General features: G+C 64.3%; 22 protein-coding genes and 1 riboswitch. Of the genes, 10 read left to right on the top strand and 12 right to left on the bottom strand.

Annotated features, from left to right (window positions below):
* Window positions 1–32 precede the first annotated feature (32 nt).
* Genes AC1RLU_RS19400 through AC1RLU_RS19390 form a run of 3 tightly spaced genes read left to right on the top strand, consistent with a single transcriptional unit; the run spans window position 33 to window position 1,906 of the window.
* The gene (locus AC1RLU_RS19400) at window positions 33–1,409 is read left to right on the top strand and encodes a glycoside hydrolase family 130 protein (RefSeq protein ID WP_492797569.1); all 1,377 of its coding nucleotides are present in this window, start codon (window positions 33–35) and stop codon (window positions 1,407–1,409) included.
* Window positions 1,406–1,636 carry a hypothetical protein gene (locus tag AC1RLU_RS19395; RefSeq protein WP_061966611.1) on the top strand — a complete coding sequence of 77 codons (231 nt, stop codon included), beginning with the start codon at window positions 1,406–1,408 and terminating at the stop codon, window positions 1,634–1,636. Before AC1RLU_RS19400 ends, AC1RLU_RS19395 begins: the two co-directional genes overlap by 4 nt.
* Before the next feature lie 57 nt (window positions 1,637–1,693).
* Window positions 1,694–1,906, top strand: a complete 213-nt coding sequence (locus AC1RLU_RS19390; RefSeq protein ID WP_091858755.1) for a hypothetical protein — start codon at window positions 1,694–1,696, stop codon at window positions 1,904–1,906.
* 101 nt (window positions 1,907–2,007) lie between these two features.
* Here AC1RLU_RS19390 and AC1RLU_RS19385 read toward each other — a convergent pair whose 3' ends face one another.
* From AC1RLU_RS19385 to AC1RLU_RS19365, 5 genes are all read right to left on the bottom strand, one after another.
* A complete protein-coding gene (locus tag AC1RLU_RS19385) occupies window positions 2,008–2,163 on the bottom strand; it encodes a hypothetical protein (RefSeq protein ID WP_492797567.1) in 156 nt (51 codons plus the stop codon).
* Window positions 2,164–2,391: 228 nt separating this feature from the next.
* Window positions 2,392–2,652, bottom strand: coding sequence for a hypothetical protein (locus tag AC1RLU_RS19380; RefSeq protein WP_492797565.1), 261 nt, complete (start codon window positions 2,650–2,652; stop codon window positions 2,392–2,394).
* A gap of 572 nt (window positions 2,653–3,224) precedes the next feature.
* Entirely contained in the window at window positions 3,225–3,494 is a 270-nt protein-coding gene (locus tag AC1RLU_RS19375) for a DUF1488 family protein (RefSeq protein ID WP_061966613.1), read from the bottom strand.
* Window positions 3,491–3,778 (bottom strand): hypothetical protein, encoded by a 288-nt coding sequence (locus tag AC1RLU_RS19370; protein ID WP_492797563.1) that lies wholly within the window; start codon window positions 3,776–3,778, stop codon window positions 3,491–3,493. The genes AC1RLU_RS19375 and AC1RLU_RS19370 overlap by 4 nt, the downstream gene beginning before the upstream one ends.
* An 8-nt stretch (window positions 3,779–3,786) precedes the next feature.
* Window positions 3,787–3,912 (bottom strand): hypothetical protein, encoded by a 126-nt coding sequence (locus tag AC1RLU_RS19365; RefSeq protein ID WP_492797561.1) that lies wholly within the window; start codon window positions 3,910–3,912, stop codon window positions 3,787–3,789.
* Between the two features lie 502 nt (window positions 3,913–4,414).
* Between AC1RLU_RS19365 and AC1RLU_RS19360 the strand changes: the two genes are divergently transcribed.
* The 7 genes from AC1RLU_RS19360 (at window position 4,415) to AC1RLU_RS19330 (ending at window position 11,373) form a co-directional block, all read left to right on the top strand.
* Window positions 4,415–4,636, top strand: a complete 222-nt coding sequence (locus tag AC1RLU_RS19360; RefSeq protein ID WP_492797559.1) for a hypothetical protein — start codon at window positions 4,415–4,417, stop codon at window positions 4,634–4,636.
* Window positions 4,578–5,087: a hypothetical protein gene (locus AC1RLU_RS19355; RefSeq protein ID WP_492797558.1), complete on the top strand. Its 510-nt coding sequence runs from the start codon at window positions 4,578–4,580 to the stop codon at window positions 5,085–5,087. The genes AC1RLU_RS19360 and AC1RLU_RS19355 overlap by 59 nt, the downstream gene beginning before the upstream one ends.
* Window positions 5,088–5,125: 38 nt before the next feature.
* Window positions 5,126–5,327, top strand: a riboswitch (cobalamin riboswitch).
* 111 nt (window positions 5,328–5,438) lie between these two features.
* Window positions 5,439–8,357 (top strand): ribonucleoside-diphosphate reductase subunit alpha, encoded by a 2,919-nt coding sequence (locus tag AC1RLU_RS19350; protein WP_492797556.1) that lies wholly within the window; start codon window positions 5,439–5,441, stop codon window positions 8,355–8,357.
* 26 nt (window positions 8,358–8,383) lie between these two features.
* A complete protein-coding gene (locus AC1RLU_RS19345; protein WP_492797677.1) occupies window positions 8,384–9,511 on the top strand; it encodes a ribonucleotide-diphosphate reductase subunit beta in 1,128 nt (375 codons plus the stop codon).
* A 29-nt stretch (window positions 9,512–9,540) separates the two neighbouring features.
* Complete coding sequence (locus tag AC1RLU_RS19340; protein WP_492797554.1) at window positions 9,541–9,966, top strand: hypothetical protein; 426 nt, start codon at window positions 9,541–9,543, stop codon at window positions 9,964–9,966.
* Complete coding sequence (locus AC1RLU_RS19335) at window positions 9,903–10,184, top strand: hypothetical protein (protein ID WP_492797552.1); 282 nt, start codon at window positions 9,903–9,905, stop codon at window positions 10,182–10,184. The genes AC1RLU_RS19340 and AC1RLU_RS19335 overlap by 64 nt, the downstream gene beginning before the upstream one ends.
* Window positions 10,174–11,373, top strand: coding sequence for a CbiX/SirB N-terminal domain-containing protein (locus AC1RLU_RS19330; protein WP_492797675.1), 1,200 nt, complete (start codon window positions 10,174–10,176; stop codon window positions 11,371–11,373). The genes AC1RLU_RS19335 and AC1RLU_RS19330 overlap by 11 nt, the downstream gene beginning before the upstream one ends.
* A gap of 418 nt (window positions 11,374–11,791) precedes the next feature.
* Here AC1RLU_RS19330 and AC1RLU_RS19325 read toward each other — a convergent pair whose 3' ends face one another.
* The 7 genes from AC1RLU_RS19325 to doeB form a co-directional block, all read right to left on the bottom strand.
* Window positions 11,792–13,183 carry an aspartate aminotransferase family protein gene (locus AC1RLU_RS19325; RefSeq protein ID WP_492797551.1) on the bottom strand — a complete coding sequence of 464 codons (1,392 nt, stop codon included), beginning with the start codon at window positions 13,181–13,183 and terminating at the stop codon, window positions 11,792–11,794.
* Window positions 13,184–13,218: 35 nt separating this feature from the next.
* Complete coding sequence (locus AC1RLU_RS19320) at window positions 13,219–14,736, bottom strand: NAD-dependent succinate-semialdehyde dehydrogenase (RefSeq protein WP_492797549.1); 1,518 nt, start codon at window positions 14,734–14,736, stop codon at window positions 13,219–13,221.
* 126 nt (window positions 14,737–14,862) lie between these two features.
* The gene (ehuA, locus tag AC1RLU_RS19315; RefSeq protein ID WP_492797547.1) at window positions 14,863–15,642 is read right to left on the bottom strand and encodes an ectoine/hydroxyectoine ABC transporter ATP-binding protein EhuA; all 780 of its coding nucleotides are present in this window, start codon (window positions 15,640–15,642) and stop codon (window positions 14,863–14,865) included.
* Window positions 15,639–16,331, bottom strand: coding sequence for an ectoine/hydroxyectoine ABC transporter permease subunit EhuD (gene ehuD / locus AC1RLU_RS19310; protein WP_061966090.1), 693 nt, complete (start codon window positions 16,329–16,331; stop codon window positions 15,639–15,641). Before ehuD ends, ehuA begins: the two co-directional genes overlap by 4 nt.
* A gap of 10 nt (window positions 16,332–16,341) precedes the next feature.
* The gene (gene ehuC, locus AC1RLU_RS19305) at window positions 16,342–17,007 is read right to left on the bottom strand and encodes an ectoine/hydroxyectoine ABC transporter permease subunit EhuC (protein ID WP_492797545.1); all 666 of its coding nucleotides are present in this window, start codon (window positions 17,005–17,007) and stop codon (window positions 16,342–16,344) included.
* A gap of 80 nt (window positions 17,008–17,087) precedes the next feature.
* On the bottom strand, window positions 17,088–17,939 hold the full coding sequence (ehuB, locus tag AC1RLU_RS19300) for an ectoine/hydroxyectoine ABC transporter substrate-binding protein EhuB (RefSeq protein WP_091860388.1): 852 nt from the start codon (window positions 17,937–17,939) through the stop codon (window positions 17,088–17,090).
* Window positions 17,940–18,045: 106 nt separating this feature from the next.
* Entirely contained in the window at window positions 18,046–19,059 is a 1,014-nt protein-coding gene (gene doeB, locus AC1RLU_RS19295) for a N(2)-acetyl-L-2,4-diaminobutanoate deacetylase DoeB (protein WP_492797543.1), read from the bottom strand.
* Window positions 19,060–19,061 lie beyond the last annotated feature (2 nt).

Here is a 19,061-nt window from a genome sequence, read left to right as displayed (position 1 = left end):
ACGACCTTGCTCAAAACAGATCGGCGGACGTCTTGTCCCAGCCCAGTTTCCTGAACAGGCAGACCCTGTACCTGCATCCCGACCCCTCCCGGGTCGTCGTGCGTCGGTTCGGCCCTGTGGGCGAGCCACGGGATTTCAATCCTGCCGAAAAGGCCAAGGCGAACCATATCGTCAACCGGGTTCTGTCGCTCGCTCCGGAGGCGGCGGCGAACCTGCTTGCCGAGGTGCTGGAGAATTTCAACGGGCGGCATCGCAACCTGCTGGAGCGGTTCGAGGCGCGTGCCGATGAGATGGAGGATGCGTTCGCTGCTCACGGCGCCTTCACCAAGGTCCAACGCCAGCTGGTCGGGGCCTATTTCCTGCACGAGTATTCGTTCGAGGCGGCGGCACTCTTCAACCCGAGCATCATCGCGCATCCCGACCAGTCCGATGCTCCAGCTGGCGGGCTTCGCTTCATCCTCAGCGTTCGTGCGGTTGGAGAGGGGCACATCTCGTCCCTGACGTTCCGCTCCGGGTCGATCGCGGCCGGTGGCGAGGTTAGCGTCGACCCCACCTCGCGCCTCGCAACGATCGCCACCCTGCACAACCGAATGGCGCGGCTTGATGGCGAAGATGTCGAGGTCGTCTTCGCGGCTGATAGCGACATCAGCGAGCGGGTGATCTTTCCCGTGACCGCATCCCAGTCGAACGGCATCGAGGACGCACGCTTCGTTGCGTTCGAGGAGGATGAAGGCACGTTCTATCGCGCCACCTACACAGCGTATGACGGCAGGTCGATCCGCTCGGAGCTGATCGAGACCCGCGACTTCCTGTCGTTCCGGCTGTCGCCGCTGCGAGGCTCCGCCGCCGTGAACAAGGGCATGGCGCTGTTTCCGCGCAAGCTCGGCGGCCGCTATGCGATGATCTCCCGGCAGGACAATGAGAACCTTCATCTGATCTATTCGGATGACCTCCTGACCTGGAACGGTGGGGTCGCGATCCTGAAGCCGCAATACCCGTGGGAGTTCGTGCAGATCGGCACCTGCGGCTCGCCGATTGAGCTCGACGAAGGCTGGCTGCTCCTGATCCACGGCGTCGGGGCGGTGCGGAAATATACGATCGGTGCGGTCCTGCTCGACAAGGCGGACCCTTCGAAAGTGCTGGGGCGCCTGCGTCAGCCTTTCGTCCAGCCCGAGCCTTCGGAACGGGAAGGCTACGTGCCGAACGTCGTCTATACCTGTGGTGCGCTGCGGCACGGCGACATGATCGTCCTGCCCTATGCGGTCTCGGACACTTTCTGCCATTTCGCCACGGTGAAGGTCGCAGCACTACTGGAGGCGATGCAGCCGGACGGCGCGTTCACAAATGCGCCCGGCAAAGACAAGCGGCTTCCCGCCGGACAACCCACTCTCGAAAGCGAAAAGCCATGACCGAACGTCCCATCAAGGTCGGCGACACCGTGCGCCTGTCGTTCGGCTTCGCCGATCGCTCTGGAGAGGGCGACTATGAGATCATTCGCCTGATGCCGGCGCGGGAGAGCGGTGAGCGTCATTATCGGGTTCGGGGCATCGATGGCCGCGAACGGGCGATCGGTCACGACCAGATCATCGTTTCAAAAGCAAAGGCTAAATCGCCGGTATCCGGCTCTCAAGGATGATCCGGAGCTACGACCGGGCGGAGCGGCGGCTGTAGCCGCCCAACAGGAGGAAGTAAAATGACCGAGCACTCGAAATCCCGGACCCACGCGGAGGCTGCGTTCCTGAAGACGCAGACCCAATCGCTGTCGCGGAATCGCCTTCTGTCGGAGACTGAAAGCTCCAACCAGGAGCGCGACGCGAAGACAGCCCGGCTGAAGGAACAGCGGCTGCGCAAGGAGGCTGATCAGCACTCAGATAGCGCGACAATCCCGTCGAAGAATCTACCGTGAAGCTGCTGGGCCTTCTACGCGGCATCACGATCGTTGATCGTCAGTCCTGCTAAGCGGCTAGGCCTCGCTCGCGACGATTCAGATTCATGGTTCTTCCCCCCTCAACCCAGGATCTCAGCGACGATTTCACGCAATTCAGCGCGCGAGAGACCGCCCGAAACAGGTTTGCAGATCGGTGCAGGACGCGGAGACAAAGGTGCCGGCGCTGCATTGCCGATACGGTGTTCTTTTTTGTTTTTGTCGATGATCTTGTTCATATGAATCCTATGGCGCTCGGCCACGCGACGCGTCAAACGGCCGGCATTATGCCGGCAGCGGATGCCGCAAAGCGGCGAGCGATGTCGAAAGAGAAAAGAAGTCGGGCAAACCGCGATTTCGCGATGCCAGCTAAACGACTCCGTCGATTATTTATTATTGGTCGATCATTGTGGCCGTTTGAGGTCCCGGCGAGGCCAAATTGACTGGAAGCGCGCCGCGCGTTTCTTTCAAGCGACTTGATTGAACTCCGGCAACGGGCGCCCCACGACTGCCATGTAGCGATCCGTCCAGTTGGTAACGGCAAGCTCGATCGCTATCCCGCCTTCGCATTGAAGAAGGATCTTGTAGGAGAACTCGCTCGGATCGGCAGTTTCCGTGTCGCAGATCAGATATCCGATCCAATGATGCTCCTGATGCGTACCAAACTGATATTTGGCGTGCAGCCTCCGGCCACTGCGTAAAGTGACCGACCCGGTTCCGCTGAGCATGGTTTGTGTCTCCGCTTGGCGACGTGACAGGCGCCGCGACGGTCATTTCCAGAAGCGTTATGGAGACAACTGTAGCCGAATTGAGCGCCCTTTCGCCGGACATCGCAAGTCACGTTTCGGGTACGAGGAAAAGCCGCAGATGCTGATCTCGGTAAAGGCGACGGTACAGCAGCCGAACCCGGATGGCGGCCGGAGCCGGTATCACGACGTCACGCCCGATTCGCGTAGGGAGGCACATCGACAAGCGTCCCGATGAGGCGGAGCAAGGCCTGTTGCTCGGGACGGTCCGACTTTCCGGAGACGAGGAAGGCTCCCAACTCGACATGCGACAGCTGGCCCCCTCCTGGACCGTTCGGTTGATGGATCACGAATGCTGCACCGCTCGTCGGCTCCCGCCCCAGAAACCAGCAGTCGCCGGTGGGGCTGCGATATAGCTCTCGCCGTTCGCTCATGATGTCGCGCTCCTGCGATTGACGATGACTGGACAAACGCTAAGTCGCCACGTGAGACAGGCCGAGCCAACCCGCTGTCCTCGCCAGTCCTTTAGGTGCGGCCGAAAGCTCCGGCCCTTGCTAGCGGAAGGCGTCGGCCGAGAGCCGATGATAGCCCCCGCGCTTCTTCAGATAGGCGGAGCGAGCGGCCTGCAATATGGCTGAGCGATTGAGGTCGAATGCGACCAGGAACGAACCCTCGCTTCCGTCGATGACAGCGGGACTTAAGGTTCGCAGAACATCGAGCTCGATCTGGAACATGACTTCCAGCGATGCTTCAGAACCCCAGAAGCTCACGCAGCCGCGGCCGGGTTCGTAACGCCGGATCGAGTTGGGAAAGTCGAGGCTCATGACCTGCACCCTGCGCCAAGACGCACCAGCTCGGCCTGACAGGCATCGACATGGCGCCGCTTCCGCTTCTTTCGCAGCCAGATGCCGACGGGAAACGCGATCGGCGAACCGACAACGATCACCGACAAGTGGGGGATCGGAGGCAGGTCATAGAATCTGCCCGCTCCCCACATGCCGACACTGACGAGCCCCATGCCGGTCATTCCATAGATCGCTGCCGACGCCTCCGGCGCTGGAGCATAGCCAGCGGCTGCAAGCCGAGCCTTTTCCCGGTGCGGTTCCATGGGAGACATCATTTCAGCACGAGTGCGAAGACCAGTGCGAGCGCGGCGATGAGACCACCATGTGCGAACCAAACCAGATGGCGGTCTGCGGCCCAAATGCGATAACCGAACCAGTGCCCGGAAATATTTGTCATGGCTGGGCTCCGTTTGGCCCAGATCGGGGCGCTTCGCGCAAATGCTCTGAAGTAGAATCCCGATGCGTTTCGAGACTGCCTTAAAATGGTGCGCGTAAGATGCTCTTACAAGGCAAGGAGTCGTTCAGTGTGATATTATTCCGAATCTGGCGATTATAATCGTATTTCGTCAGCGCTAGATCGATCTTTTGATCGAGAACATGTCACTTGATGCCTCAGTTTGTCATCCAGGCTGGTGCCGAGTGCCGCCGGCAAAGATGGGATGAGGCTCCAACTGAAGATCACTCCCAAGAACGCGGATGTCTGGTCCGCAGGATGGCGCCAACCTCCGCTTCTGGCGCGACGCTATCTCAACGCATGGAGCAGCGGTTCAGAACAGATCTGAGATTGAGGCGAAGGCGTTCAACCGCTCTCGGCAACAGAACCGCCTTAATTTTTGATATTGCCGGCAAGCTCCGCCTTCATAAAATCCCCGACGAGAGACCCCCTCGGAGGAAGGAGCATGCCGTTCTCGTCGCTGAGTGACCCGGTTGACCTCGCCCGGGCGCAGGCGGCCCTGGAGGCCGCGTGGAACGAAGTCAGATCGACCATTCCTGATGCGTTTGATAAGCGAGAACGAACCAAATTGGCTTACATCGTGGCTGCACTGGTGACGGTCGCGGTAGATGAAGATGATCTCACACAGCGAGCCATCGAACGATATCGACGATCTGCTGTTGCTTGAGAACGACAGGCCTCTCGCGAGGCCATGGCCTGTTTTTCCGCCGGAGCTGAGGCCGGTCGAGAGCGCGAAACCGCTCTCTCTCGTCGCCAACGAACATGAGGTTTCCGCAGTGTTCGATGGCAGCGAGCCGGAAGCTAACATACGACGCCGGATGAGCGACCTGGACCGACGTGTGGACGAGTTTCAGAGGGGGCGTCTGCACCCGCGGGTGGTCGATGAGGTCCTTGAAATCTCTTCCCGGGAACGTCGGCGTTGGATCAAGGACGGGAGGTTGCCGATCTCGGGAAGCGGATTGCTCCGCCGAGGAAAGCAGGACATTCACTTCCCTCTCCATCCGCCGGACAAGATCGCTCGTCTCGCTCAGGATCGCGACATCATCGCCGAATGGAGGGAGCGCGACCGCGCCGCGACACGCGATATCGATCCCCGTTCTTCACAGGCACTTGAGTAGCCGCATCACGACGGATTGACACTTGCAAGGCGTTGACTACTAAATCTGGTGGTCGATGGTCTCTCGAATCGCAAGATCGAGAGCTAAGAGGGAAGCCGGTGCGAAGCCGGCGCTGCCCCCGCAACTGTAAGCGGTGAGTTCACGTCCACGATTAAGTCACTGAGACCGCAAGGCCTTGGGAAGACGGGACGAGAGCGCTGACCCGTGAGCCAGGAGACCTGCCGCGACCCTTGTTACGTCCTCGGGCGGGGTGTCCCGGTGGTGCGCTTGGCAGGTCGCGGCCGTGAGGTGCTGCGCGCCTTCTCGACGCAACCGCTTTGGCCTTTGCCCCCAACATTTGGGGTTGATGCCATGTCTCTTTCTCTTGAAGCCGAGCGGCCCGTGCCGACGCCGCTTGCCACCGAAGCTGTTTCGCCACCGCGCGCCGCGGCCACGGAACCCGGCTACCAGCTTATCCGCCGCAACGGCGCGGTGACGCCCTTCGATCCCTCGAAGATAGCGGTCGCGCTGACCAAGGCGTTCCTCGCGGTCGAGGGCGCGAGCGCCGCTGCTTCCCGCCGCATCCACGACGTCGTCGCCGAGCTGACCGAGCAGGTCGTTTCCGGCCTGACCCGCCGCGCCGCGACCGGCCGGACCTTCCATATCGAGGACGTGCAGGATCAGGTCGAGCTCGCGCTGATGCGCGGCGAGCACCACAAAGTCGCCCGCGCCTATGTGCTCTACCGCGCCGAACGCGCGCAGGAACGGGCAAGAGCGCAGGTCGAGGCGAAGCCCGCTGCCGCTGCGGCGCCGTCGCTTCAGATGAAGCTGGCCGACGGGGCGCTCGTCCCACTTGACGCTGCCCGTCTGGAGAAGGTGGTGCGCGAGGCCTGCGCCGGTCTCGACGGTGTCGCGGCCGAGCCGATCCTCGCCGAAACCCGCCGAAACCTCTATGACGGCATCTCGCCGGACGAACTGGCGCTGGCTCCGATCCTGGCCGCGCGCACGCTGATCGAGAGCGAGCCGAACTACGCCAAGGTGTCAGCCCGCCTGCTGCTCGACAAGCTCCGCCGCGAGGCGCTGAGCTTCGTCCATGGCCATGCCGAGCAGGCGACGCAGGAAGAGATGGCTGCCGGGTACGGCGACTACTTCACCGCTTATCTCAAGTCCGGTATCGACAACGAGTTGATCGATCCCGAGCTCGGCCGCTTCGACATCGCCCGCATCGCGGCGGCTCTGAAACCCGAGCGCGATCTCCAGTTCGACTATCTCGGCTTCCAGACGCTCTACGACCGGTACTTCCTGCATGTCCGGGGCAACCGCTTCGAGCTGCCGCAGGCCTTCTTCATGCGCGTCGCGATGGGCTTGGCGATGCGCGAGATCGATCGCGAGGCGCGGGCGATCGAGTTCTACGACCTGCTGTCGTCCTTCGATTTCATGGCCTCGACGCCGACCCTGTTCAATTCGGGCACGCTCAGGCCGCAGCTCTCCTCCTGCTTCCTGACCACGGTCGCCGACGACCTCGAAGGCATCTTCAAGGCGGTGAAGGACAATGCGCTGCTGGCCAAATACTCCGGCGGCCTCGGCAATGACTGGACGCCGGTGCGCGGCCTCGGGGCCCATATCAAGGGCACGAACGGCGAGAGCCAGGGCGTCGTGCCCTTCCTGAAGGTCGCCAACGATACCGCCATCGCGGTCAACCAGGGCGGCAAGCGCAAGGGCGCGGTCTGCGCCTATCTCGAGACCTGGCATGTCGACATCGAGGAGTTCCTCGATCTCCGCAAGAACACCGGCGACGACCGCCGCCGCACCCACGACATGAACACGGCGAACTGGATCCCGGACCTGTTCATGCAGCGCGTCGAGGCCGGCGGCGACTGGACCTTGTTCTCGCCGGACGAGGTGCCGGATCTGCACGACCTCTATGGCAAGCCGTTCCGGGAAGCCTACGAGGCCTACGAGGCGAAGGCCGCCCGCGGCGAGCTGCGCGTCCATAAGAAGTTGAAGGCGGTCGATCTCTGGCGGCGCATGCTGACCATGCTGTTCGAGACCGGCCATCCCTGGATCACCTTCAAGGATGCCTGCAACCTGCGCTCGCCGCAGCAGCATGCGGGCGTGGTGCATTCCTCGAACCTGTGCACCGAGATCACGCTGAACACCTCGGCCGACGAAGTCGCGGTCTGCAATCTCGGCTCGGTCAACCTTGTTGCCCATGTCACCGCCGAGGGGCTCGACCAGGCGCGGCTGGCGCGGACGGTGAAGACGGCGATGCGGATGCTCGACAATGTCGTCGACATCAATTTCTACACGATCCCCGAAGCGCGCCGCTCGAACCTGCGCCACCGCCCGGTCGGCCTCGGCATCATGGGCTTCCAGGACGCGCTCCAGACGCTGCGCCTGCCGACGGCCTCGGAGGAAGCAGTCGCCTTCGCCGACACGTCGATGGAGGCGATCAGCTTCCATGCGATCTCGGCCTCGGTCGATCTCGCCGCCGAGCGCGGCCGTTATCCGAGCTTTGAAGGCTCGCTCTGGTCGAAGGGCATCCTGCCGGTCGACTCGCTCGATATCCTCTCGGAGGCCCGCGACGGCGATGTCGAGCTGGATCGTTCCTCGACGCTGGATTGGGAAAGCCTGCGCGAGCGGGTGAAGGCCACCGGCATGCGCAACTCCAACACGATGGCGATCGCGCCGACCGCGACGATCTCCAACATCGTTGGTGTCTCGCAGTCGATCGAGCCGAGCTACAGCCAGCTCTACGTCAAGGCGAACATGTCGGGTGATTTCACCGTGGTGAATGCCAGGCTCGTCCACGACCTCAAGGCGCGCGAGCTCTGGGACGAGGTGATGGTCTCCGACCTCAAATACTACGACGGCAAGGTCACTGGGATCGACCGCGTCCCGGCCGACCTCAAGGCGCTCTATGCGACCTCGTTTGAGATCCCGACGGAGTGGCTGATCAGGGCCGCCGCGCGCCGCCAGAAATGGATCGACCAGGGCCAGTCGCTCAACCTCTATATGGCGCAGCCTTCCGGCCGGAAGCTCGACGAGGCCTATCGACTGGCGTGGCGGCTCGGCCTGAAGACGACCTACTACCTGCGCGCGCTGTCGGCGACCCATGTCGAGAAATCGACTCTGAAAGGCACGGACGGCAAACTCAACGCAGTCTCGGCCACGGTGCTGGCGGCTGCCAAAGCCGCGGCCCCGATCATCGTCGATATCCCGCTGGAGAACGGCATGGCCGTACCCAACGCCTGCTCGATCGACGATCCGACCTGCGAAGCCTGCCAGTGAGCGGCATGACTCAAGGAACCATGACGATGCTCGACTGGTCAGACGACAAGCCTGCCTCCGCCCTCGACCTCATCCCGGTTGCGCCCGGGCCATCATCCGCCGACGCTACCGGCCTCGGCGAGATCGATCGCTCCGGAGGGCGGGTCAGCGTCGACGACAAGCGGATGATCAACTGCCGCGCCGACGTGAATCAGCTCCTGCCGCTCAAGTACAAATGGGCCTGGGAAAAATACCTCTCCGGCTGCAACAACCACTGGATGCCAACCGAGGTCTCGATGCAGGCCGATATCGCGCTCTGGAAGTCGAAGGACGGCCTCAGCGAGGACGAGCGGCGCATGCTCAAGCGAAATCTCGGCTTCTTCGCCGCGTCCGAGAGCCTCGTCGCCAACAACATCGTGCTGGCGATCTACCGTCACCTGACCAACCCGGAATGCCGGCAGTATCTGCTGCGCCAGGCCTTTGAGGAGGCGATCCACACCCACACCTTCCAGTACATCGTCGAGAGCCTCGGTCTCGACGAGGGCGAACTCTTCAACATGTATCGCGAGGTGCCCTCGATCACCGACAAGGCGGCCTGGGCACTAAAGCATACGCAGAACATCGAGGACCCGGACTTCAAGACGGGAACGCCGGAAAACGACCAGGCGCTGCTGCGCGACCTGATCACCTTCTACGTGATCTTCGAGGGGATGTGGTTCTACACCGGCTTCGCGCAGATCCTTTCGCTGGGCCGGCGCAACAAGATGGTGGGGATCGCCGAGCAGTACCAGTACATCCTGCGCGACGAGTCGATCCATCTGAACTTCGGCATCGACGTGATCAACCAGATCAAGATCGAGAACCCGCATCTCTGGACCAAGACCTTCCAAGACGAGGTCCGCGGCATGATCCGCGATGCGGCCGAGCTGGAAGCCGCTTATGGCCGGGACACGATGCCGCGCGGCTTCCTCGGCCTGAACGCGGCCCTCTGCGAGCAGTACATGCACTTCATCGCCAACCGCCGCTGCGCGCAGCTCGGTCTGGCCCCCGTCTTCGCTGAGACCGAGAACCCGTTCCCCTGGATGAGCGAGGCGATGGATCTGAAGAAGGAGAAGAACTTCTTCGAGACCCGCGTCATCGAATACCAGAACGGCGGCGCGCTGAGCTGGGAGTGATGCCGTTGCACCGATATCCGGGGAATTCGATGGCATTCGCGATCGATCCGAAGCGGGCCCTGCTCGCGGGCTTGGCGATCTGCTGCCTGGCGGGGCCTGCCCGTGCCGAGTCGATCTCGCTCACCGACCTGGAGGGACGTAACGTTCGGCTGGAGAAGCCTGCCGAACACGTTGCCGCGATCCCGATCCCGATGGCCTCCATCGTCATCGCGATGGGCCAGGGCACGGAACGCCTCGCCGGCATGAACTCGGTCGCCAAGAGCGCGATCCTCGAAGGCATCCTCGGCAAGATATTTCCCGAGGCCGCCAAGATCCGGGCCGATATCGCAGGGCAGAACTTCATGCCGAATGTCGAGGCTCTGGCCGCGACGCGGCCGGACCTCGTCATCCAATGGGTTGGCGCGGTGACGACATCGTCAAACCGCTCACCAATGCCGGCCTCGAGACGCTGCTGATCCGTTATGGCACCGAGGACTACGCGCGGCGTTACATCACGCTCGCCGCTAGAGCCGTCGGCAAGCCGGAGCGTGCGGCGACCAACATCGCCTGGCGCGAACGGATCGAGGCCGAGATCGCAGGGAAGGCGAAGGCCATCGCGCCGACCGCCCGGCCGAAGGTACTGCACATCCAGAACGCACTCACGAACCTGACCGCAGCCGGCACTGGCAGCTAACTTCGAAGTCGCGATCCTGCTGGGGCGCGGCATGCCGCTCGGCGAGCAGAAGTGCAGTCTCGTCGAAATCGGCAAGGAGCTCGTCGCGAGTGGCCTCGTTCAACGCGTCGAGATCGCGTTCGCGGAAATGTCGGCGCCGTCGCTCGAAACCGTTCTGAGCGCTCTGCTCACCGGGGGCGTCGGTTCCTGCGTCGTCATTTCCGTGATCGTGCCCTTCGACCGCAACCTGCGCGGATGGCTCGGGCGCTGGCTCAGCTGGTGGACCACCGACGGTGCCCGATCGATGCGCGTCATGCTCGCCGATCCCGTCGACGGTGTCGCCGATCTGCTCGCCCCCGTCGCATCCGCCTTCGAGCGCGCGCTGTCGCGCGACGACGTCCGGGTTGCGATCAAGCCGCTCAAGATCAGGGCAGGCGCTTCGCGAATTCCGGATGTGGCGCGCGTCGCGCTTGTCTTTCTCGGTCCGCGCTGCGCCCAGGCCGGCGGTTTCGAGATTTACGACAGGCTGCGCCGGCGCTTCGGTCCGCACAAGCCAGACGGCCTGTACGATGAACCACTACTCTGTCTGCGCACCAACTGTCAGGGACCGTGCAATTTCGCGCCCCTCGTTGCGGTTCAGCCGGACAACATTTGGTATGGGCAGCTCTCGCCGGACGGGATTGACCGCATCGCCGAGGAGCATTTCGGCCGCGGCGGGTCGCCTCTCGCAGAATGGGCCCTGAAACCTGGTTCGAGGCTGCGGCACGCGGATGGCAGCCTTGCCGAGCCTGACCTTCCGTTCGCATCGGCAATCGCCGGGGATATCCGGATCGGACGCCTCTTCGCACGAAAGGCCATGGCCGAAGAAAATGCGCTTGCCGCCTTCATGGATATCGAAAATGTCGGGGCGAACGACGACGAACTGGTGTCGATTGCATGCACGCTCACGGAGCGCGTCGCAGTCCATGACGCAGCAGTGCATCGCACTGCGGGGCTCGGACACCAAGAGCTCCTTGCTGGGCAAGGGCTGCCGCTGTCTCTCTCGCCCGGATCGACCATCCGCCTGTCTCAGGCCGACTTGCGCTACGCGGTGAATTCAGCGAAGCGCCTCGACGACACCAGCACCAAGTCCGTCGCTCCGAGGACCGGCCCTGCCGTTTGCCAGCCCATCATCTTGATCGAAATGTTCAAGAGACGCCCTACGCACTGATCTATACGGCAAGGTTCTATGAGGTGCAGAGCCATCTGCTGCTCACCACGCGCCGGCCATCAACGCGTGGCATGCTTGAGACAGCGGAAAATGCAGAGCGATCTGCGCCATGGTGATGTTTTCGCGCTTGGTCGACCGAAGCTTTCGATCACCTCGGGAGCGAAAGCTGGGGGCGGAGCAGTCTCAAGTCCAATCCAGCGCACCGACGATCTTGATACCGTCGACGATGCACGCGCTGCTCCTTTTGAGCGAGACATCGCTTCTGGCGTCGTGCTCCAGAGCTGTTCCTCTCATGATACTTGAGGCCGAACGATCGGAGATCGTTCGGCCTCCATCATTCTGAGAGACGGCCACCCGACATGGCCGATCGCCAGGCACCGGCCCGTGACGGCATCCAGGCCAGGTTTTGCTCGTAGCGCTACAGCGCTTTGACCACCGCTTCCACGGCTCGCTGCGTTGCATCGACAACCTGATCGGCCTCCTGCTTCGTCAGGCATAGCGGTGGCGCAAAGCCGAGGATGTCGCCCTGCGGCATGGCGCGGGCGATGACGCCCTGTTCCAGCAGGGCGGCGGCGATGCGCGGACCGACCTTCTGCGAGGCGTCGAAGAAGACGCGATCATCCCGGTCGCGGACGAACTCGACCGCCGCCAGCAGGCCCTCGCCGCGAACCTCGCCGACATGGGCGTTGCTGCCGACCGCGTCCTTCAGCGCGGCGTTGAAATAGGCGCCGACCTCGCCGGCATTGCGCACGAGGTCGAGCTCATCGACCAGCTCGAGATTGGCGACGCCCGCCGCCGCGCAGAGCGGATGCGAGGAGTAGGTCCAGCCATGGCCGATCGGGCCGTATTCGTCCGAGCCCTGCTCCAGCACGCGCCAGAGCTTCTCCGAGACGATGACGCCGGAGAGCGGCGCATAGGCCGAGGTCAGTCCCTTGGCGATGGTGATGAGATCAGGCTCGATGCCGTAATGGTCGGAGCCGAACATGCTGCCGAGACGCCCGAAGCCGGTGACGACCTCGTCCGCGATCAGCAGGATATCGTGCTTCTTGAGCACCGCCTGGATCTTGGCCCAGTAGCCGGCGGGTGGCGGCACGATGCCGCCGGTGCCAAGCACCGGCTCGCCGATGAAGGCGGCGATCGTCTCAGGTCCCTCGGCCTGGATCAGCTCCTCCAGCTTGTCGGCGCAATGCTGCGAGAACTGCTCCTCGCTCATGCTGCGATCCTCGCGACGGTAGTAGTACGGCGCCTCGGTGTGCAGGACCGGCGCCTTGGGCAGGTCGAAGAGGTTGTGGAAGGCGGCAAGACCCGTGAGGCTGCCGGTCATCACGCCCGAGCCGTGATAGCCGCGCCAGCGCGAGATGATCTTCTTCTTCTCCGGCCGCTTCAGGACGTTGTTGTAGTACCAGACCAGCTTGAGATTGGTCTCGTTGGCGTCCGAGCCCGAGAGGCCGAAGAAGACCCGGCTCATGCCCTTGGGCGCGCGCTCCACCACCATCTTGGCGAGCCTGATCGACGGTTCGGAGCCATGGCCGACATAGGCGTGGTAATAGGGCAGCTTCGCCGCCTGTTCGGCGATCGCGTCGGTGATCGATTTGCGGCCATAGCCGACATTGACGCAGTAGAGGCCTGCGAAGGCATCGAGACTGCGCTTGCCGTCGCGATCGACGATGTAGACGCCCTCGCCGCCGGCGATGATGCGATTCGGTGTCTCGCCGCGGGCATGCTGACCCATATGCGTCGAGGGATGAAAGAAGTGGTCGCGGTCCCAGGCGTCCAGTTCATTGTCGGTGCGGGCAGGTTGGTCGAGCATGACGGTAATCCTTCGCGAAAGCGGGAAACGACGCCTCAGTTCAGATCGAGGCAGACATATTTGAGGTCGGTGAAGGCCTCGAGGCCGTGGCGCGAGCCTTCGCGGCCGAGGCCGGATTGCTTCATTCCGCCGAAGGGGATCGGCGCGCCGGTGATCTTGACGCGGTTGACCGCGACCATGCCGTAGTCGAGCGCCCTCGCGAGGCGCGCAGCTCGCGCACCGTCGCGGGTCACGACATAGGCGACGAGGCCGTATTCGGTGTCGTTGGCGCGGGCGATGACCTCGTCCTCGCCATCGAAGGGCGCAATGGCGGCGACCGGCGCGAATGTTTCCTCGCGCATGATCAGCGCCTCTTCCGGCACATCGGCGAGCACGGTCGGCGTCAGGAAGAGCGGGCCGGGCATGGCACGCTCCGGCGTCAATCGCTTTGCGCCGCGCGCCAGCGCGTCGGCGATCTGGGCTTCGGCCTTGCGCCTGGCGGCTGCGTGCATCAGCGGGCCGATCTCGATGTCATCCTCCAGGCCGGAGCCAACCCGCAGCGCCATGACCTTCTTGGTGAAGGCGGTGCAGAAGCGCTCATAGAGGCCGCGCTGCACATAGATCCGGTTGGCGGCGAGGCAATCCTGGCCCGAGGTCGCGAATTTGGCGTCGATGGCGATCGCGACGGCACGGTCGAGATCGGCGTCGTCGAAGACGATCAGCGGAGCATGGCCACCGAGCTCCATCACCACACGCTTGACGGTCGCAGCGGCGTTGCGCGCAACGATCCGGCCGATCTCGGTCGAGCCGGTGAAGCTGACGGCCCGCACCCTCGTGTCGGTGCAATAGGTCTCGGCGATCGGCGCGGCCTCGCCGGTCACGATGTTGAAGACCCCGGCTGGAAATCCGACACGGTCGGCGAGCTCGGCCAGCGCCAGCGCCGAGAGCGGGGTATGCGACGAAGGGTGGGCGACCACGGTGCAGCCGGCAGCGAGCGCAGCCGCGGCCTTGCGCGTCAGCATGGCGGAGGGGAAGTTCCACGGCGTGAGCAAGGCTGCGACACCGACCGGCTCACGCGACAGCGACATCTGCGCGCCCGGCAGATGGCTGGTGACGCCCTCGGCATTCACGCGCAGCGCTTCCTCGGCGTAGTAGGCGATGAAATCGGCGGCGTAGGCGATCTCGCCGCGCGATTCCGCCAGCGGCTTGCCCTGTTCCAGCGTCATCAGCAGGGCAAGGTCCTCGGCCGTCGCCAGCATCGCGGCATGCCAGCGGCGCAGCAGCGCGGCGCGCTCCTGCGGCAGCAGCCCTTTCCAGGCTGGGAAAGCCGCCTGCGCGGCATCGATCGCCTGCGTCGCCTCAACGGCGCCGAGCGCTGCGACCTGCGCGACAAGGGCGCCGGTCGCGGGATCGGTCACGGGGAAAGTCTCGCCGTCTCGCGCCGCCGTCCAGCGCCCGCCGATATAGGATAGCTGCCGCAGCAGGCGGCGATCAGCGAGACCGGACAGGCCGGGATGCCCAACCGGCTTGGCGATCGCGGTTTCTCGTCTTGCCGTGCTCGTCATGGCGTTCATGACCGTCCTCCCTCGATTGATGACGAGGCTAGGCGGAAGAGTGGCGAGACTGTCTTCGAAGTGCCGGCTGCACGCCGAGACAGTCTCGGAAGTTGACGGCGGCGCCGATAGATTGTCGGCGCGACTTCAGCCCAGCACCGAGGCCAGGAATTCGCGGGTACGCGGCTGCTCCGGCGCACTGAAAATGCGTTCCGGCTCGCCCTGCTCGCAGATCCGGCCTTTGTCGAAGAAACACACCCGGTCGGAGACCTCGCGGGCGAAGCGCATCTCGTGGGTGACGAGCAGCATGGTGAGGTCGTGCTCGCTGGCAAGGCCGCGGATGACCGAGAGCACCTCGCCGACGAGCTGCGGATCGAGCGCCGAGGTCGGCTCGTCGAAGAGCAGCACGCGCGGGCGCATGGCGAGCGCGCGGGCGATGGCGACGCGCTGCTGCTGGCCGCCGGAGAGCTGGGCCGGGTAATGGTCCTTCTTGTCGGCGAGCCCGACCATGGCGAGCAGGTCGACGGCCCGGCATTCGGCCTCGCCGCGCGGCAGGCCGAGCACGCGCAGCGGTGCCTCGACGACATTGCGCAGCACGGTCATGTGGGGAAACAGGTTGAAGCTCTGGAAGACCATGCCGACATGGCTGCGGATCTGGCGCAGATGCCCGTCCGAGGCCTTGAACGGCCCGCCGGCATTCGGCTCGTGATAGGGCATGCCGGCAAGTGTGAGCCGGCCCTCCTGGAACGGCTCCAGCGTCATCAGGATACGCAGCACCGTCGACTTGCCCGAGCCCGACGGGCCGATCAGCGTGACCTTCTCGCCGCGGGCGACGCTGAAGTTGAAATCGTCGAGCACGGTCAGCGCGCCGAAGCGCTTCGTGACGCCGGCGAACTCGATGATGGGCGCCTGAGTGTTCTCGGTCATCGCAGCGGGATCCCTGCTTTCGGCAGCGCCTTCTGCAGCCGGTGCAGGCCGGCCGAGCAGATCAGCGTGAGGAGGAGGAAGATCAGGCCGACCAGCGTCAGCGGCACCAGATATTCGAAGGTGCGCTCGCCGATCATGTTGGCGAGCCCCATCATCTCGAGCACCGTGACGACGGAGAGCACCGGCGTCTCCTTGATCATGGCGACGAGGTAGTTGCCCATCGCCGGCAGGATACGCGGCACGATCTGCGGCACGACGATGTCGCGATAGGTCTGCATCCGGGAGAGGTTCAGCGCGGTCGCCGCCTCCCACTGCCCGCGTGGCACAGCCTCGATGCCACCGCGATAGACCTCGGAGGTGTAGGCCGAATATTGCAGCCCGAGCGCGATCGCCCCGGTCAGGAAGGCCGGCAGTGTTATCCCGTAATCCGGCAGCACGTAGTAGAGGAAGAAGAGCTGCACCAGCAGCGGTGTGTCGCGCAGGAACTCGACGACGACAGCCGTCGTCCAGGACACGGACGTGAAGCGGCTGCGGCGCAGCAGCGCGAAGACGAGGCCGAGCACCAGCGCGATCGCGAAGCCGGCGGCAGCGGCCTGCAATGTCACGGTGAGACCGATGAGGATGATCGGCAGGATCGAGGACGCGTAGGTCAGCGGCGTCGTCGTATCCCATTCGAAGCCGTACATCATGCGCGGCTCCTCACGAATGCGCCGCGCGCGGGAAGGCCGCGCCGCGTCGGACGAGCCGCTCGATCAGCCGCATGAGCAGCATCAGCACCAGCGACATCGCGAAATAGCCGACAAGCGTCAGGCTGTAGATGCCGGCACTGTCGAGGGTGAGGTTGCGGATCGACTGCGCCCGGAAGGTCAGGTCGGCGATCGAGATCAGCGAGACCAGCGAGGACAGCTTCAGGGTTTCGATGGCGAGGTTCCCGAAGGCCGGCATCATCTCGACCAGGGCCTGCGGCAGCGTGATGTGGAGAAGTGTCTGGGTTCGGCCGAAATTCAAGGCCCGCGCCGCCTCGTGCTGCTGCACCGAGACCGATTGCAGCGCGCCGCGGACGATCTCGGAGCCATAGGCACCGACATGGAGCGAGAGCACCAGAATGCCGGTGGCGACCGGCTCAAAGCTGATCCCGACCAGCGGCAGAGCGTAGTAGAACCAGAACAGCTGGACGAGCAGCGACGTCCCGCGGAAGAGCTCGGTGTAGCAGAGCGCGACCATCGACAGCACGCGCCCGCCCTCGGCGCGGGCAATACCGGCAGCGAAGGCCGCGACCGCGCCGATCGCGATCGCCGACACGGTGATCCCGGCTGTGATCAGGGCCCCGCGTGACAACGCAGGCAGATAGGACAACCACTCCATCCGGCAGGCTCCGCGACAACGTTGAACAGGCATGGAGTTCCGCCCGCCATCGGGCGGGCGGAATGATGTCGGCTAACGCCTCACTTGCCGGCGCAGAGGTCCGCGACCTTGCGATCCGCCGCCGCCTTGATGCTGGCTTCCGACAGTCCGTAGGTGCCCAGGATCTTCTTGTAGTCGTCGGTCTTGCGGAACTCGACCAGCGCGGCGTTGAAGGCGTCGCGCAGCTCCTTGTCCTCAGGCCGGAAGGCGAAGCCGCCGAAATTGCGGACAGGCTTGCCGTTCACCACCGGGTCGGTGAAGGGCGCGACCTGCTCGACATTGGCCTGGCCCTTGGCGAGCGAGGCGACAGTGAGTTCGGTCGCGGCATAGGCGTCGGCGCGGCTCTGGACGGTGGCGAGCGCGTCGGCATTGGCCGTGATGAAGATCACCTGGCTGTCCTTGACGCCGACGGCGCGTAGGAAGTCGATATTGTTGGCGCCGGAGACGACCGCGACCTTCAGCGAGGGGTCCTTGGCAATGTCGGCATAGGTCGTCAGCTTCTTCGGGTTGCCCTTCTTCACCAGCAGGCCCTCGCCATAGGACGAGTTCGGCTCGGTGAAGGAGACCTGCTTGCAGCGCTCCGGCGAGATATTCTGCTCGGCCGCGACGAAGTCGAAGCGCTTGGCCTTGAGGCCGGGGATCAGCGTGCCGAACGGCGTGACCGACCAGTTGGCCTCGGCGATGCCGAGCTTCTTCAGCACGGCATTGGCGACGTCCGGACCGATGCCGGCCGAGGTGCCGTCATCCTTCATGTAGGAATAGGGCACCTCATTGGCGGTCGCGACGCGGATATAGCCCTGGTCCTTGACGTCCTTGAGCGTGGTGGCGCCGGCGGCGGCGAGGCCGGTGGCGAGAGCAATGGCGGAGAGACCCGCGATCTTCAGAAACGGCATGTGCAATTCTCCTCTGGTTGATGTTTCTCCGCGTGCCGATTGTTTCGGCTTGGCTGGCGTCTTCGCGCCGGCGGATTGGCTTGGACCGGTCGCCCGGCCGAATGGGTCAGGGCGCCTCCCTCAGCACGGCGAGGACGGAGAGGCAGTCGCCGGCCTTGATCAGCCCGGGGACGTGACGCGCGGCGAGCATGCCGTCCATGGCGGCGCAGTACTCGGCCGGGGCGAGCCCGGTCTTTCCGACGGGATAGACCCGGGCGATCGTTTCGCCGGCACGCACGGGTTCGCCGAGGTCGCGCTCAAAGACGATCAAACCGTCGTCCTGAGCGAAGGAGAAGCAATCCGCCGAGGGCATGTCGAGCCAGCGGGTCGGCACCGTCTCGGGCACTCCTGCGAGGATGCCGGCATGCCTGAGCAGATTGCTCGCGCCGCGCCTGGCGATACCGATGCTCGTCGCGCTCGCCGTCCCGGCGCCGCCGAGCTCGGTCGTGACGAAGACCTTGCCCATTTCCTCGACGGTGGTGTCGAGCATGCCGACGGCGTCGATCTCCAGCATCTTCATCGAGTAGGGCGCGGAGAAGGCCGCGACCGCCGCAAAGCAGCGTGCCTCCTGCGCCTTGTCCGGCAGCTCGTGCGCGGCGGCGTAAGGCAGGAAGTCGAGCGACTTTCCGCCAGAGTGGAAGTCGAGGACGATATCGGCGAGCGGAACGAGATGGCGCGTGACGTAGTCCGCGATCTTCTCGGTGACATTGCCATCCGGGCGGCCCGGAAAGCTGCGATTCATATTGCCCTTGTCGATCGGCGAGGTCCGTGTGCCCGCGCGGAAGGCCGGGTAGTTCAGCGCCGGCAGGATGATCACCCGGCCCGAGACATCGGCTGGATCGAGCGAGCGTGCCAGCTCGAACAGCGCTGCCGGCCCCTCATATTCGTCGCCATGGTTCGCGCCGGTCAGCAGCGCGGTCGGCCCCTCCCCGTTCGCGATGACGCAGATCGGGATCATCACCGAGCCCCAGGCGCTGTCGTCGCGGCTATAGGGCAGGCGCAAATGGCCGTGCTGGACGCCCGGCGCCGAGAGGTCGATCGTCGGCGTCACCGGCGATGGGCGGGGCGAGGCGGTCAGCATCG

It is taken from the genome of Allobosea sp. GW822-FHT05A11 (genome assembly GCF_058800455.1).
Note: the sequence above shows the minus strand (reverse complement) of the source record. Positions and strands in the feature narration are given on the sequence as shown.